General features: G+C 38.9%; 17 protein-coding genes. 5 read left to right on the top strand and 12 right to left on the bottom strand.

Annotated features, from left to right (window positions below):
• Window positions 1-848, bottom strand: an 848-nt coding sequence (locus EWM59_RS19325; protein ID WP_130022580.1) for a transposase, incomplete at its 3' end; no start/stop codon positions are given.
• Between the two features lie 172 nt (window positions 849-1020).
• On the bottom strand, window positions 1021-1554 hold the full coding sequence (gene pyrR / locus EWM59_RS19320) for a bifunctional pyr operon transcriptional regulator/uracil phosphoribosyltransferase PyrR (protein ID WP_130022898.1): 534 nt from the start codon (window positions 1552-1554) through the stop codon (window positions 1021-1023).
• A 134-nt stretch (window positions 1555-1688) separates the two neighbouring features.
• On the opposite strand from pyrR, the gene pth reads away from it, so the two are divergent.
• The 3 genes from pth to EWM59_RS19305 all read left to right on the top strand — a co-directional run bounded on the left by pth (window position 1689) and on the right by EWM59_RS19305 (window position 3670).
• Window positions 1689-2249, top strand: a complete 561-nt coding sequence (gene pth / locus EWM59_RS19315; RefSeq protein ID WP_130022897.1) for an aminoacyl-tRNA hydrolase — start codon at window positions 1689-1691, stop codon at window positions 2247-2249.
• Window positions 2250-2490: 241 nt separating this feature from the next.
• Complete coding sequence (locus EWM59_RS19310) at window positions 2491-2952, top strand: hypothetical protein (RefSeq protein ID WP_130022896.1); 462 nt, start codon at window positions 2491-2493, stop codon at window positions 2950-2952.
• Between the two features lie 340 nt (window positions 2953-3292).
• The gene (locus EWM59_RS19305; RefSeq protein WP_130022895.1) at window positions 3293-3670 is read left to right on the top strand and encodes a hypothetical protein; all 378 of its coding nucleotides are present in this window, start codon (window positions 3293-3295) and stop codon (window positions 3668-3670) included.
• A gap of 87 nt (window positions 3671-3757) precedes the next feature.
• Here the strand turns inward: EWM59_RS19305 and EWM59_RS19300 are convergent, their stop codons facing one another.
• From EWM59_RS19300 to purQ, 7 genes are all read right to left on the bottom strand, one after another.
• Complete coding sequence (locus tag EWM59_RS19300) at window positions 3758-4510, bottom strand: TPM domain-containing protein (RefSeq protein WP_130022894.1); 753 nt, start codon at window positions 4508-4510, stop codon at window positions 3758-3760.
• A gap of 8 nt (window positions 4511-4518) precedes the next feature.
• On the bottom strand, window positions 4519-4953 hold the full coding sequence (locus EWM59_RS19295; protein WP_130022893.1) for a TPM domain-containing protein: 435 nt from the start codon (window positions 4951-4953) through the stop codon (window positions 4519-4521).
• A gap of 89 nt (window positions 4954-5042) precedes the next feature.
• Entirely contained in the window at window positions 5043-5624 is a 582-nt protein-coding gene (locus EWM59_RS19290; RefSeq protein WP_130022892.1) for a LemA family protein, read from the bottom strand.
• 100 nt (window positions 5625-5724) lie between these two features.
• The gene (locus tag EWM59_RS19285) at window positions 5725-7032 is read right to left on the bottom strand and encodes a DASH family cryptochrome (RefSeq protein WP_130022891.1); all 1308 of its coding nucleotides are present in this window, start codon (window positions 7030-7032) and stop codon (window positions 5725-5727) included.
• A gap of 137 nt (window positions 7033-7169) precedes the next feature.
• Window positions 7170-7982 carry a hypothetical protein gene (locus tag EWM59_RS19280; RefSeq protein WP_130022890.1) on the bottom strand — a complete coding sequence of 271 codons (813 nt, stop codon included), beginning with the start codon at window positions 7980-7982 and terminating at the stop codon, window positions 7170-7172.
• 124 nt (window positions 7983-8106) lie between these two features.
• Window positions 8107-8721, bottom strand: coding sequence for a uridine kinase (gene udk, locus EWM59_RS19275; protein WP_130022889.1), 615 nt, complete (start codon window positions 8719-8721; stop codon window positions 8107-8109).
• Between the two features lie 2 nt (window positions 8722-8723).
• A complete protein-coding gene (purQ, locus tag EWM59_RS19270; RefSeq protein ID WP_130022888.1) occupies window positions 8724-9410 on the bottom strand; it encodes a phosphoribosylformylglycinamidine synthase subunit PurQ in 687 nt (228 codons plus the stop codon).
• Window positions 9411-9569: 159 nt separating this feature from the next.
• On the opposite strand from purQ, the gene EWM59_RS19265 reads away from it, so the two are divergent.
• Window positions 9570-10715, top strand: coding sequence for a carbon-nitrogen hydrolase family protein (locus tag EWM59_RS19265; protein ID WP_130022887.1), 1146 nt, complete (start codon window positions 9570-9572; stop codon window positions 10713-10715).
• Between the two features lie 60 nt (window positions 10716-10775).
• Here the strand turns inward: EWM59_RS19265 and EWM59_RS19260 are convergent, their stop codons facing one another.
• The gene (locus tag EWM59_RS19260; protein ID WP_130022886.1) at window positions 10776-11153 is read right to left on the bottom strand and encodes a DUF983 domain-containing protein; all 378 of its coding nucleotides are present in this window, start codon (window positions 11151-11153) and stop codon (window positions 10776-10778) included.
• Window positions 11154-11160: 7 nt separating this feature from the next.
• Window positions 11161-11988, bottom strand: a complete 828-nt coding sequence (locus EWM59_RS19255; protein WP_310587881.1) for a sulfite exporter TauE/SafE family protein — start codon at window positions 11986-11988, stop codon at window positions 11161-11163.
• Between the two features lie 164 nt (window positions 11989-12152).
• Here EWM59_RS19255 and EWM59_RS19250 point away from each other — a divergent pair, with 164 nt between their 5' ends.
• On the top strand, window positions 12153-13769 hold the full coding sequence (locus EWM59_RS19250) for an amidohydrolase family protein (protein ID WP_130022885.1): 1617 nt from the start codon (window positions 12153-12155) through the stop codon (window positions 13767-13769).
• A gap of 43 nt (window positions 13770-13812) precedes the next feature.
• On the opposite strand, the gene EWM59_RS19245 is transcribed toward EWM59_RS19250, so the two are convergent.
• Complete coding sequence (locus tag EWM59_RS19245; protein ID WP_130022884.1) at window positions 13813-14547, bottom strand: glycosyltransferase family 2 protein; 735 nt, start codon at window positions 14545-14547, stop codon at window positions 13813-13815.
• Window positions 14548-14595 lie beyond the last annotated feature (48 nt).

Below are 14595 nucleotides of genomic sequence, written 5' to 3'. Positions count from 1 at the left end.
ATGGGTCTGAGGTAGGGTTTGTACAAACTTACTATCCGGTTTGGTATCTTGGCTTGTGGGTGTAAGTATCGCTGTTTTTGCTGTTGATAAACCAGTTTAATGGTCTTAAATGTTTCAGCGTCTACCATACTTAATCCTTTCGCTTGAGTTTGATTGAGCAGGGATTGATAGGCTTCTATTCCTTTATCCAACAATTTTAGTAAAGCATTTTGCCTGCTTCTGGTTTTTCTATAGCTTTTCTTTCGCAGTTTGCTGTAAGAGATATATTTAGTCTTTTGGTCTTTAAACTTTGAGCGAGGTAATTTGATTCGATAAGTTTGACACAGGGTGGGAATCTGTTTTTCCCATAACCATTGACAAGATTCCCAAAGTAATTTCACATCTGTAGGGAAGCGAATATAAGACTCATAACAGGTAGCATCCATTAGTACTACTTGTTTATCAGGTATTTCCTGCTTCCAATTTGCAATAAGGGTTTGTTGTAAAACGCCTAAATCAATATGCTTTGCCAGGTAAGTTCGTGCATTAGAGACAAAAGCATTATCCCGAACCATTTGATTATCACACAATTGAATGCCACAAAACATTTGTATAGCCCAGTCAGTATTTAATCGCTCTAATAGCTTTTCATCACTCAGTTTCAGATAATGCTTCAGAAACATTAAACCAAAATATCCTCGTGGTGGTAAAATGGAAGGAGAACCAACTTTGGTTTTCTTTTTTGGAAGAAGATTGTCTAAAGCTACCCAATCTATGGTTTGATAAATCGCACCTAATTCTGTCTTATTCTTGAAAATGTGCAATCTGGAAAAATTTGGAGAATCCAAATCAAATAATGTACCTTGCATCTGTATTTTTAATTCTTAGCAGAAGAAAAATACGAAAAACCCCGAAATATGTCAAGTTCGTGCATATTCGGGGTTTATTTATTTGCTAAAATATTGCTAATCAAATCGTTACCCTATTAAAGGAGAGCCTAAAGTAATCGAAGTTTCACAATTTACACTGTGGCAATAGAAATCAACCTATCAACCAGATTTTATCTTCATCGTGTCCTTGTTCTTTCCATTCTACCAATACTCGTTGGCTATCCAAAGTATTTACTTTCATACCTGTATAATCAGGTTGGATAGGCAAGTCTCGTACATAACGCCGATTGATAAGGCATAGCAGCTCTACTTTTTCAGGTCTTCCGAATGCCTGCATGGCATCAATGGCAGCACGCACCATCCGTCCGGTAGCTAATACATCATCTATCAGTATTACCTGTTTGTTTTCAATCACAAAAGGCACTTTGGTTTCATTGGGTTTCAAGGGTGAATCTCTCCTACGGAAATCATCACGATAAAAAGTAGCATCCAGATAACCTAATTTGATAGAAACACCTGTTTCCTGCTGTAACTTCTGGCTAATGCGGTCGGCTAAATAGATACCACGCGGTTGTAAACCTAAAATAACAGAGTTTGAAAAATCTTTATGGTTTTCAATCAGTTGCTGACATAGGCGGTTAAGCGTAATGTCAAGAAGCGGATTGGCTAAAATAAGTCGTTTCATACAAAAAAAGATAAATAATGTAACTCTACTTGTGGGACGGGGGTTGTAGTTAAAGATTCTCGTTAAATTTTCGGAACTTTGCCAACAAATTTATTGACATATTTTCTCATTCACTCATTCACTCGTTAAAAAAAATGAAATATCTTATTGCCGGGCTCGGAAACATTGGTCCTGAATATGCTTTCACTCGTCACAATGTAGGTTTTATGGTACTGGACCGTCTGGCGGCACAAAACGATTTCTCTTTTAAAATGGAAAGATTGGCCTACACGGCTGAGTTTAAACATAAAGGTAAGCAGATATATTGCATAAAGCCTACTACTTATATGAACCTAAGCGGCAATGCCATCAACTACTGGTTACAGGCTTTAAAAATACCTGTTGAAAACCTATTGGTGGTTTGTGATGATATTGCGCTGCCATTTGGTAAACTCCGCCTGAAAACCAAAGGCTCACACGGTGGACAGAACGGTTTACGAAATATTGAAGAAAAATTAGGCACACAAAATTATAATCGGTTACGCTTCGGAATCGGCAATAATTTTCATGCCGGAAGGCAGGTAAATTACGTTTTAGAGCCTTTCAACGAAGATGAAATGAGCCAATTGGTCGCAAGATTAGACCGAGCCGACGACATAATTACCAGTTTTTGTAGCATTGGGGTAGAGCGAACAATGAATTTTTTCAACGAATGATTGTACTTTTTAAAGAATTTTTGTGGTTGTCAACTTTGGAATAATATGTAAGTTGTATTTTTCTAAGACAAATAATATTCTGATTTTAAAAAATAAAAGTACATAAAATGTTGATTTTAATTTAGTATAACAAATAAAATTAGAACAATATTTGGAGTTTTGGGTTAATACGCATTTGGATTATATTAATTTTCTTTGTAGTTTTGCATCATCATCCACGATATAAAAATAGAACAAAACAATGAAAAATTCATTTAAATCCGTTATATTTGCAGTTACACTTGGGTCATTCTTGATTTCTGCAAATATTGTAAATGCAAATGACCGTGATTCAGCAAAGAGCGAAGTAATGTTGGTGAAAGGAGCTGAAGTAAATTTCGCTAACTTCATGTCGAAAAAAGCGAAAAAATTTGTAAAGACCGAAGATTGGGTTATATTTGTAAATGTTGTGAAATTGTACAATACCTCACCAGCCAAATTTATGGCCTTGAGTTCAACACAAAAAGCAGCATTTAACGAAGCGGCAAACAACATAGAAACGAAAGTAGCAAAATTACGTGGCGAAGAGGCGAAAGCATGGAGAAACAAAGTAGTAGCGACCAAAAAAATTTTGAATGTGTTGTGGAATTACCAATCAAACGTTGGGCCAGCTGACCAAGAAAACGTAGTAAGCCCTGTTGTGGCAGAAATGTTAGGTCGCTAAGGCTCAACTTAGCAAAGAAAAAAATATTAAGTTTTTCATAGTTTAATAGGTTAGGGTTGAATAGATGGACGCTTACCCCACTGCTTCTGGCGGTGGGGTTAAGTTTTTATAGGGGTTCTGCCAACAATCAGGAACATCTAAGCCTGCAAATTGCGTTATACACCAAACTTATCTTTTCCAAACCGATGCGTATTGTATTATTCCTGTCCCTTTTTTAGCTTCCTGTACCCAAAGCGAAAATAAAATCCAATCAAAATCTTATTATGACCTTGCCGGATTACTCAATCAGCAAATCAGTGATTTAGCAGCAAAAAAACCTTTGGTTGAAAAAAACATAACATTGACAGATAAACAAGAGCGTATTGAAACCAGAGAAATTAACTGGAATAAAGAGTTGGAGTTATTCTTACAGGCTGATTTAAATAAACAATCGTATCAATCGGCTTACATAGTTGAGGTAAAGGATAAAAAAATCAATTATCGGCTAAAAGAAGGAGAGAAAATACCCGTAAAGCAATTAATAATAGAGTTTGATGAAAAGGATTTACCAAAGCATGTAGAAGCGATTATGCGCACAAGCAACTATCTCTACGAATCGGATAAAAAACTAACAGCAGATTTAATAAACAATCAACTCAGAAACTATAAAATAGAAGGTTCGCAGGAGTTGTTTATTGGGAGTAAAAAGAGTTTTAGTGTTGTGGGGAAGATAAAGTGATAAAGATTAACAAATAATACCTATAAAAATAAACCCGACCGGACAGACCGCTCGGGTTTTTATATCGTCTTTTATGGGTGAAACTATCTAATAATCACCTCCGGCACCACCGCCCCCAAAGTCTCCACCCCCAAAGTCGAAGCCACCACCGCCTCCTCCGCCACCACCAGACCAGCCGCCTGATGAACTACCCCAACCTGTATAGGTAGTATAAGGAATCCAACCGCCGCCACGGTTTCTGTTACTACCACCACCTTTGCTATTTTTTCCTATTATATAAAAAACAATAATCAGGATGATGATGAAAATAACTATACCTACCCAGGCACTTCCGTCTTCGTCATCAGGGTCTGCTTTAAATTCACCCTTGGCATAGTTAATAATTTTATCTACTGCCGCATCAAGTCCCTCATAATACCTGAGTTCTTTGAAATTAGGCTTTATATCCTGTTCTATAATGCGTTTGCTATAGGCATCGGTAATAGAGCCTTCCATGCCATATCCGGTAGCGATAAATACCTTTCTGTCGCCCGGAGCCCACAAAATAATAATACCATTGTTTTTGCCTTTTTCGCCCACGCCCCAGTTCCGGCCTAATTTAAAGGCATATTCGCTAATGTCGTAAGGCTGCACAGTTTTAACAATAACAACAACAATTTGAGTAGATGTACTGTCGTAATAGGCCTTTAGCTTAGATTCTAACTGGCTGGTTTCGCTTTGGCTTAACAGACCCCCTACAAAATCATTCACAAATCGGGCAGGATTTGGTTTTTCGGGTATATCCTGTGCAAAAGCAATGCTCTGCAAAAGCAACAGGAATATGAAGAGTTTCTTAAACATTATATAGGCTAAGGTATAGGTTCTGTTGAAATATCGTCAGAAATCTCATTGATGTCGTCCTGATGATACGGAAAAAATTTCTTTAACTGATTGCCTGCTTCACGAATACCCATCTGTAAACCACCTGCAAAGTCTTCCTGTAGAAAATACTGTCTCATGCTGTCTCTGATGCCTTCCCAGAAATTCACAGGTACTACTTTATCTATACCTTCATCGCCCAGTATGGCAAATTTATGATTACCATGGGCCAGATAGAATAAAACTCCGTTTCTCTGTGCGGTTCTGTCGAGTAAAAGATAATGAAATACCTGCTTGGCACGTTCCATAGGGTCTTCTGTAGGGCAAGTTTCTTCAATATGAACCTTTACTTCTCCTGAAGTATTCAATTCTGCATCTTTGATTGCTTTCACAATCCTTTCTTTGGCGGTCTCTGTCAGAAACATGGCAATATGAGATAAGATTTTCTGAAAAAATAAATAGCACTTACAGGATTATAAAGCCCTGTAAGTGCATACTATCTGCCGAGGTAAGATTAGAATTTAACCGTTGGAGCCGACTGAGCACTCTGAGAGGCCTCAAAACGTCCTTTCTCAGCAAAACCAAGTATTTTTGCAAAAATTACAGTCGGAAAGCGACGAGCCGAGGTGTTATAAACTTCTACCGAACCATTGAAGTCATTTCTGGCAACACCAATTCTGTTTTCTGTGCCTTCTAATTGCGACTGTAATTCGAGGAAGTTCGAATTGGCTTTCAATTGGGGGTATTGTTCTACCGAAACTAATAAACGGCTTAGTGAACCACTTAACTGGTCTTGAGCAGCCTGAAATTTCTGAATATTCTCAGGTGTCAGGTTTTCAGGGCTCACCTGCATCGAAGTCGCCTTTGCACGTGCTTCAATTACCTGAGTCAAAGTAGTTTTTTCGAAATCTGCTGCTCCTTTTACGGTATTTACTAAGTTAGGAATTAAATCTGCACGACGTTGGTATTGGGTTTGTACATTGGCCCATTTGGTTTTAACATTTTCTTCTTTTTCAACCAGACCATTATAAGACGAACAACCATATACACAGAAAATCAATACAACGCCAATTATAATTAAGGTGCTTCTTTTCATTTTTCAGTAGAGTTTTGTGTTTAAACGAATAATTTTGTTCAAATGTAATAATTTGGAAATAATATGCAAGATATACATAAGTATAAATGGGTAAAAATCGCTATGAATGGATATTTTCGCCTAACCACAATTTTACATACGCCTGATCGGGGTCATAAAAGTTGGCTTGTTGCGCTATATCAAATTTTCTACCCTCCTGTGGGTCATTACCTACGCCCGCTATATAGTTCCAGTTTCCCCAGTTAATACATACATCATAGTCAATCAGTGCACTTTCAAAATAGGCCGCTCCCCAGGTCCAGTCAATGCCCAGATTATGGGCTAAATAACTGGCTACATTCTGCCTGCCACGGTTAGACATATAGCCCGTCAGTTGAATCTCGCGCATATTGGCATCAATAAAAGGTTCGCCTGTTTCGCCCTTCACCCATGACTCAAATGTAGGCTTATGGCGACTCCATTGTTTCATCAAATCGTTTTTGATACCGCTCGCTTTGAACATACGTGTACCATGTTTCAGAGCCATAAAATAGAAATAGTCACGCCAGATTAATTCAAAAATCAACCAATAGGTCGATTCATTGGCTCCTGCCTCGGCTTCATATTTTTTTACTTCTTCATATACCTGCCGTGGAGAAAGACAGCCCAGACTTAACCAGGGCGATAGTTTAGACGAATAATCTGTTCCGATTAATCCGTTGCGTGTTTCTTTGTAGTTTTTCAGCAAGTCTTTTTGCCAGATATATTCATTCAGCCTTTTCAAGCCTTCGGTTTCTCCGCCTGTAAAAGTAAAAGCTGACCGCTCGTCTGATACTGGTTCTGACTCAAAGCCCAATTCCTGATAAGTAGGTATATGGCCCAGGTCAATTCCTTCAACTTTAGCAAGCTGAGTCGGAGCATCAAAGGTTTCACGGACTTTGGTAGATTTTTCTATTTTTTTTCTGAAATCAGTAAAAACTTTAGGCAGAAAATTAATCTGAAAAGGCAAATCACGGGCATGAAAAAGCGTTGCACTCCATATCAGGTCAATGTCAATATTAAGTGGCTTTAATTGTTTCGAGAGAAGAGCCTCAATGGTAGTTTCGTCTTGTGTTACTTCTTTACTTGCATAAATGGCAGCAGCCTCTAAGTCAGTAGCTATCTGAGCGATTATTTCTTCGGCATGGCCTGTTCTCACAATCAGGTCTGAGCCTAACTTCTGTAAGTTTTTTCTTAAATCTTCAACCGTCTCTAATAAAAACTTTGTTCTGAATACTCCGGTTCTTTTAAGTCCGAGAAAGTTCTTTTCAAAATATCGGGTATCAAACACATACACCGGAATCACAGTACCTGCTTTTGAAGCCTCTAAAAAAGCCTCATTATCATGTAACCTCAAATCGTTTCTAAACCAGAAAATTATATTTTGCATGAGTGTAATTAAGATAAATGATAGTGTCTGTGGTTTTCTGCGGACACAACAGTAATCCTGACAAATATTTACGGTGCAAATATCCGTCGGTACAAACACTTTTCAAACCTTAATTAGCAGAAATAAAAGTAGATAGTTTACAGACACACAAACTCAAAAGCAATTTTGCGAGTAGTTTTCACATTATCGGCATTGGTCATGGTCTGGTCTGCATTGGTTACAATGCCACTCTTATCATACTGGTAGCTTGTTTGGGTAGTTTCATTCAGTTTACCGTTATCGTCATAAATCTTTACCATTGTAGGGTTGTTTTTACCCAAAGAAGCAAAGAAGTTATTGGCAATACCTATAAAGCCCAGAGCCATAGTACGATAGCCGCTTGGTAGGTACTGTGGTTTGTTATCATAACTTACGCCTTCAAAAGTAAGTAGTTCGGGGTATCCGTCTATTTGTGTATATACTTTCGATACATTTTCTCCCAGATACTCTACCCGTGTTTTTCCTTTGGCAGTAGCTCCAAAAATATTAAACTGAGTACTAACCGCTGTAATGAATTCGCCATCATAGGTAAACTCATTGGTCATAAACTGATAATCTTTAATAGAGGTTTTTGATTTAATAATCTTTCCGGCAGCATCATATTCAAAAACAACGGTGTATGCGTCCGATGAATTACCGGCTTCAATCACCATTTTGTCTATTTTGTTTTTGAGATTATAAGTAAAGACAGAAGATACCTCTCCAGACTCACGGGTAACAATTCTTTTGATACGCCCTAAAGTATATTCAAAAGAAAAAACGGGTGCCCCTGTTCCAGAACTGATACTTCTGAGTGGGCATTTGGCTAATTTCGATAAAGCATCGGGGTCTATGTCGCCGTCTTCGACGCGCGTACAGGAGGCAATAAACCCAATAAGGGTTACCGCCAGAATAATGGCAAAACGTTTCATTTAATTTTTATAGTAAGATTCTTTTCAATAGCAATAAAGAATCAAGCAAAAAACGTGCCTGTTTTGAGCAGAAAATTAAGTTTTAATAGTAGAAAAAAGCCCTCAGAAAAGAGGGCTAAATGGCTTATAATTTGGTCTTTAAGAAGGCTGTTAAGATAGCCAGACCTTTTTCAAAGTGCGTATTGTTATTAATGATGATGTCGGCATCATATTTGGTAGGCTCAATAAATTTCTCGTAGGTAGGTGCTACATGGTTTTCCCAACGATAAAGCACATCTCTGAGGTCATATCCTCTCTCGTCGCCATCTCTGATAATGCGGCGCTTGATTTTTACATGTTCACGGGCATCAATAAATACTTTTAAATCAAGCAAACGGGATACTTCAGGTGAATGAAAAACAAAGATACCCTCAACTACAATGATAGGGGCAGGCTTAAATGTAAGAATAGTAGGAACCACTGCCGGGTTATTGAAGGTATATTCTTTCTGCTGAACAACCTTTCCGTTTTTCAAATCCTCTACATGCTGTGCATACAGCTCAAAATCTATGGCCTCGGGTAAATCGTAATTCTCAATATTATTTGAGTCTTTAGGTACTAATGGCTTTGGACGATAATAATTATCCTGAGAAATAAGGCAGGTTTCTTCAGAAGAAAACGAACTTAACAGTTGATTGAGAAAGTATGTTTTTCCTGACGCACTCCCGCCTGTAATACCAACGATATAGGGTTGTTTCATACTTACGCTAAAACTTGTATAACTTGTTCCAGTATAAATCGGCCGTCAATATTGCCCAGGGCTTCGTCAGAGGCACGTTCAGGGTGTGGCATCATACCAAATACATTTTTTCCGGCATTAGTTACGCCTGCAATGTTTTCGATACTCCCATTGCGGTTAGCCTCAGGAACAATATTACCAAACTGGTCGCAATAACGGAACAATACCTGGTCGTTGTCGTTGATTTGTTTCAGTGTATCCTCATCGGCAAAATAACGACCATCGCCATGAGCAATAGGTATTTTATAAGCTCTGTCTTCCAGCCCTGCGGTAAGCATAGCCGAGCTACTCTGAGGTTTCAGATAAATATTGCTACAGATATATTTACGCTCAATATTTCTCAATAAGGCACCTGGCACCAATCCGGCTTCAGCTAAAATCTGAAAACCATTACAGATACCCATTACATACCCACCTTTGTTGGCATGGGCAATTACTTCATTCATGATAGGAGAAAAACGGGCAATAGCACCCGAACGAAGGTAATCTCCATAAGAGAATCCACCCGGTAATATGATAAAATCACAACCTTGCAGGTCGTGGTCTTTGTGCCAAAGTTTAACTATTTCTTGTCCGAGATTGTGTCGGAATGCAAAAACGGTATCGTCTTCACAGTTAGAACCAGGAAATACTACTACGCCGAATTTCATAAGCTACGAATCCCGAAGAAAATCTACAGGATTGATTTGAATTTGAATGATAAAGAAACTTTAGGCAAAATTACGAAAAATCTATAGGATTTAGCCTAATAATTTTTAGAAATTGCTGTCGGATATGCACACCTGTTAACTCGTAAAAATACTATCTTAATGAAAACTGCTAAAAAAATATTGCTTTGGATAGCATCAGGCCTGTTTTTAGTAATGATTGCTTATCTCATCTGGGCGAATACCGGTATAGGTTCAAAAGCAACACAGACACTAAAATTAGATGTGGCAGAAGCCTATGGAGATTCAAGTAGCAAAGGCAATATAGTTGGTGTGCAAGCATTTATGGAACCCATTGACTATGCTTCAGAAGAGAATTTCAGTAGAAAAATACGCTTCTATTTAGAGGGAGCAAAAAAGAAAGGCTGGCTGATTCCGACTAAAACATTGGTTGTTTTTCCTGAATACTTCGGCACGTGGTTAGTAACTTTGCATGAAAAAGAGAGTATTTATCATGCCCCCAAAATTGAAGAAGGCTTGCAAACAATGGTGCTAAGAAACATTGGTAAATTCTTCACAACTTATATAAGCAGCCCGGATTCCGTAAAAGATAAGGTAAAATATAGCTTTTTTGCTATGAAAGCACCAACTATTGCTAAAGTTTATCAGGAAACCTTTGCCAAGTTAGCTAAAGAATATCAGGTAACCATTGTCGGTGGGTCTATCTTGTTACCGGAACCAATTGTTGAATATGGTGTGCTGAAAACAGGCAAGGGGCAGTTGTATAATACTTCGGTCGTATTTGAGTTTGATGGGCAAATCAATTCTAAACTGATAAAAAAAGCATACCCGACTGCTGATGAATTAGGGTTTATTTGTCCGGTGAAGCCTGAAACCATTCCCGTATTCCAGACGCCTATTGGCAGAATGGGTGTACTGATTTGTGCGGATGCGTGGTTTTCTGAGGCTTACCAGTCGCTGAAAACCAAAGCCGTTGACTTCGTGATAACTCCCTCTTATTCTAATGGCATTGGTTATTGGGCAAAGCCGTGGAGCGGTTATTCTGGCGCAGAAACACCTGATGAAGCGAAAGCTGATGTAGGCAAAATCTCGTTAGGCGAAGCATGGGTAAAATATGCGATGGGCACACGTGCAACAACAGAAGCAGGTGTCAACAAAGGTATGAACGTCTTCCTGCAAGGAAACCTATGGGATTTAGGTGCCGACGGCTCAACCATTGTTTTAAGCGATTCCGCACGAGCTACTCCTCATATCGGTAAATCGGCTTTGATAAATCTTTGGTTATGATACTGCTATCTTGCCACAAAGGAATTGTGTATATTGTGGCAATTCATGTTTCTTTAGTATTCAAGAGGTAGCCTTATCGGGGTCATAATCAATAAAAACCTGCAACCAGATAGAACGGGATAAGCGATAAAGAAGAGGAAACAACAAAAAAGTAAGCGCCACATATCCTAAAATATACCATAACCAGTACACCCGTTCTTCGAAGAATAAATAGTAAGCTACAGTGGCAATGACAAATAGACCAATATTAAATATATAACTTACATACATAGCACCATAGAAGAAACCGCTTTCTCGCTCATACCTTAATCCACACTTTGGGCAATGTTTATACATAGCAGTCATTTTGCCCAGGTTATAAGGGTTTTTGGTTTCAAAAATCTCTCCTTCGTGGCAACGAGGGCATTTCATCTGTACAGCAGCTTCTACTTTATTCATTTGAGTTTTACTTTAATACTGTTTCTTTAATAATAATCCAACAACCCATTACTAAGATAAACCAACCAAAAGCTGGTTTTAGTTTCTCGCCATCTACTCTTTTTGACAAATACCCTCCAAACAATACGCCACTGATAGTACAGAAAACAAATTTCAGCAGAAAAACCCAGTCTAACAGTACTCCCGCCGAAAAATCGCCGATAGCTCCGAATAGCGAATTAATAGTAATAATCATTAATGAGGTGCCCACAGCTTCTTTCATAGGCAGTTTGGCAAAAATAACCAGCGCCGGAATAATCATAAAGCCCCCACCTGCGCCTACAAATCCGGTTAATGTCCCTACTAAAATACCCTCTAAAAATATCAACCAATAACTCACATCAGCCTTGATTAATTCATTGGCTTCCTTGCGGGTTTTGATAACAGAGTAAGATGCCCCAATCATCAGCAAACCAAAAAGCAACATCACCAGCAGGTTTTTGGTAAAAGTAAAATTCTCGGCCTGATAGATAATATCCGGTATGCGCTGCATCACAAACTTTCGCATCACAAATACCATAATAAACGCAGGAAAAGAAAAATATAATCCCTTACGAATATCTATTAATCCCTTTCTAAAATAATCAACAGAGCCTACTAATGAACTGATGCCTACAATAAAAAGCGAGTAGGTAGTAGCCGTAGTAGGGGTGATTCCCATGATATAGACCAATACAGTTACGGTAAGAATAGAGCCTCCGGCACCAATCAACCCAAGCGTAATACCAATCAGAAAAGCCAAGCCAAAGCCTATAATTTCCATAGAATTTAACGGGAGAATCTTTGTCTTTTTCAAAGATTCAGTTGATGAAAAAATGGTGCAATTTAAGGAAATGGAATGAAATCGCAGAAATAAGATTGTATTTTTCAAATATCTACTACACTTAGACTGATTATTTTTCAGATTCCTGTAGAATTATGCTGAAACCTGATTATTTTTGTTAAAAACCTGAACTTACTATGTATAAGAAAATTACACTTCTTCTCAGCTTTGTTACCACCACTTTAGTAGCCCAGATTGAAAAAGCTCCACCAAGAGCCGAAGGCGAATATGCCAATCGTTTAATTATCAGAGGCGTTACCCTTATTAACAGCACAGGCGCACCTCCTGTGGGTCCTGTTGATATTGTGGTAGAAAAAAATAAAATTGCACAGATTCGTCAGGTAGGGTATCCGGGCGTGCCGATAGAGCCTAAAAGTCGCCCGAAGTTCAACGAGGGAGATAAAGAATTAGATTGTACAGGTATGTATCTGATGCCGGGTTTTGTAGATATGCACGGCCATATTGGTGGTAAATCACAGGGTACTCCGGCTGAATATGTGTTTAAACTATGGTTAGGGCATGGAATTACGACTATCCGTGACCCATCTGCCGGAAATGGTTTAGACTGGACACTCGACCAGAAAAAGAAAAGCGAAAAGAACGAAATAACAGCCCCCCGTATCAAAGCCTACACAGCTTTTGGTATGGGAGCAGATAAACCCATCACCACTCCCGAAGAGGCCCGACAATGGGTAAGAGACAATGCCGCTAAGGGAGCAGACGGGATTAAGTTCTTCGGTGCATCGCCTGATATATTCAGAGCAGCCTTGGAAGAAAACAAAAAAATAGGTTTGCGTTCGGCTTGTCATCATGCGCAGTTGGAAGTGGGTCGTATGAATGTACTGGCTACTGCCAAAGCAGGTTTAACTACGATGGAACACTGGTATGGCTTACCGGAAGCCTTGTTTGATGAAAGAACCTTGCAGAATTATCCGGCCGATTATAATTACAATAATGAGCAGAATCGTTTTGAGGAGGCCGGAAAACTATGGAAACAAGCCGCAGAACCGGGTTCGGCCAAATGGTATCAGGTAATGGACGAATTGTTGAAAATAGATTTTACTCTTGACCCCACCTTTAATATCTATGAAGCCAACCGTGAATTGATGCTGGCCCGTCGTGCCGAGTGGCACGATGAATACACTTTACCTTCGGTATGGCGTTTTTATGGCCCGAGCCGCATTTCACATGGCTCTTACTGGCTCAATTGGGGAACAGAACAAGAAGTAGCCTGGAAAGAAAATTATCGTATCTGGATGAGATTTGTAAATGAATACAAAAACAAAGGGGGAAGAGTAACCACAGGTTCAGATTCAGGGTTTATTTATCAACTCTATGGGTTTGCCTATATCAGAGAATTAGAATTACTACGTGAGGCCGGATTTCATCCATTAGAGGTAATCAGAGCCGCAACTTTGAAAGGTGCAGAAGCATTAGGAATGGCCGACCAGATTGGCTCGGTAGAAGTAGGGAAGTTTGCCGATTTCGTAATCACAGAGGAAAATCCGTTAGCGAATCTGAAAACCCTGTATGGTACTGGGGCTATCAGAGTAAACGATAAAAACGAGGTCATAAGAGTAGGTGGTGTAAAATATACGGTAAAAGATGGAGTAGTATATGATGCCAAAAAACTATTGGCCGATGTACGCAAAATTGTAGCAGATACCAAAGCCAAAGAAGGTTTTGAAATTACACAGCCGGGCATTCCGCAAAAAGGGGCTTCAAAAATTCAGGGGTCAGATAAAAACCAATAAAACTAAAGAGGGCTTTCAGCGAAATCTGAAAGCCCTCTTTAATTTATTTCTTCATATAATCTCCACGAGAGAAGTGTTTCTCAATCCAGCAATACATCAGGATAAAGAAATAACGACTGCCCATTTCTTTAATCTTCAATTTAGATTCTCCGTATTTACGGTTTGTCCAGCTATTAGGTACAACTGCGTAGGTATAACCTCTTACAATGGCTTTTAGCGGAAGCTCAACAGTTAAATTGAAGTGAGGAGACAAAAAAGGTTTAATGCCTTCAATGGTTTCTCTTTTATAGAGTTTAAAAGCATTGGTGGTATCGTTGTACTTGATACCCATCATGTTTTTAATAATGAAATTGGCAATACGGTTAATGAATTTCTTCAATGGCGGGTAGTCAATTACCTTACCTCCTTTTACCCAACGACTCCCATAAACAGCGTCCACATTTTCGCTGAGCATAGTTTTGTAATATTTCACTAAATCTTCTGGGTCGTCAGACATATCGGCCATAAAAACGGCTACACAATCACCGGAAAAGCGTTCCAAGCCATAGCGAACGGCATAGCCAAACCCATTAGGCCCTTTGTTGGTTTCAAAAACTAAGGTGGGTATTTCCCTTGAAAGCTCATACAAAACATTCAGCGTCTGGTCTTTGGAGTTATCGTTTGTAACCCAGATTTCGTGCGGAATATCGTATTTTTTGAGCGTAGCGTATAAAGTGCGAAGTGTTTCAGGAATACTTTCTTGTTCGTTATAAGCAGGAATAACAACGCTTAGTTTCATTATTTTCTCTTTGGATATAAAATGAGCCGGTATCTCTAACAGGTAAGC

Source organism: Emticicia agri, from assembly GCF_004168285.1.
In the GTDB taxonomy this organism is placed as follows: Bacteria; Bacteroidota; Bacteroidia; order Cytophagales; family Spirosomataceae; genus Emticicia; species Emticicia agri.
This window is presented reverse-complemented; position numbering and strand designations above follow the sequence as displayed.

Bases quoted from the DNA above. Each gene is read 5' to 3' on its own strand.
- pyrR (WP_130022898.1), bottom strand. From the start codon at position 1,554: ATGAAACGACTTATTTTAGCCAATCCGCTTCTTGACATTACGCTTAAC.
- pth (WP_130022897.1), top strand. From the start codon at position 1,689: ATGAAATATCTTATTGCCGGGCTCGGAAACATTGGTCCTGAATATGCT.
- EWM59_RS19310 (WP_130022896.1), top strand. From the start codon at position 2,491: ATGAAAAATTCATTTAAATCCGTTATATTTGCAGTTACACTTGGGTCA.
- EWM59_RS19300 (WP_130022894.1), bottom strand. From the start codon at position 4,510: ATGTTTAAGAAACTCTTCATATTCCTGTTGCTTTTGCAGAGCATTGCT.
- EWM59_RS19295 (WP_130022893.1), bottom strand. From the start codon at position 4,953: ATGTTTCTGACAGAGACCGCCAAAGAAAGGATTGTGAAAGCAATCAAA.
- EWM59_RS19290 (WP_130022892.1), bottom strand. From the start codon at position 5,624: ATGAAAAGAAGCACCTTAATTATAATTGGCGTTGTATTGATTTTCTGT.
- EWM59_RS19285 (WP_130022891.1), bottom strand. From the start codon at position 7,032: ATGCAAAATATAATTTTCTGGTTTAGAAACGATTTGAGGTTACATGAT.
- EWM59_RS19280 (WP_130022890.1), bottom strand. From the start codon at position 7,982: ATGAAACGTTTTGCCATTATTCTGGCGGTAACCCTTATTGGGTTTATT.
- udk (WP_130022889.1), bottom strand. From the start codon at position 8,721: ATGAAACAACCCTATATCGTTGGTATTACAGGCGGGAGTGCGTCAGGA.
- purQ (WP_130022888.1), bottom strand. From the start codon at position 9,410: ATGAAATTCGGCGTAGTAGTATTTCCTGGTTCTAACTGTGAAGACGAT.
- EWM59_RS19265 (WP_130022887.1), top strand. From the start codon at position 9,570: ATGAAAACTGCTAAAAAAATATTGCTTTGGATAGCATCAGGCCTGTTT.
- EWM59_RS19260 (WP_130022886.1), bottom strand. From the start codon at position 11,153: ATGAATAAAGTAGAAGCTGCTGTACAGATGAAATGCCCTCGTTGCCAC.
- EWM59_RS19250 (WP_130022885.1), top strand. From the start codon at position 12,153: ATGTATAAGAAAATTACACTTCTTCTCAGCTTTGTTACCACCACTTTA.
- EWM59_RS19245 (WP_130022884.1), bottom strand. From the start codon at position 14,547: ATGAAACTAAGCGTTGTTATTCCTGCTTATAACGAACAAGAAAGTATT.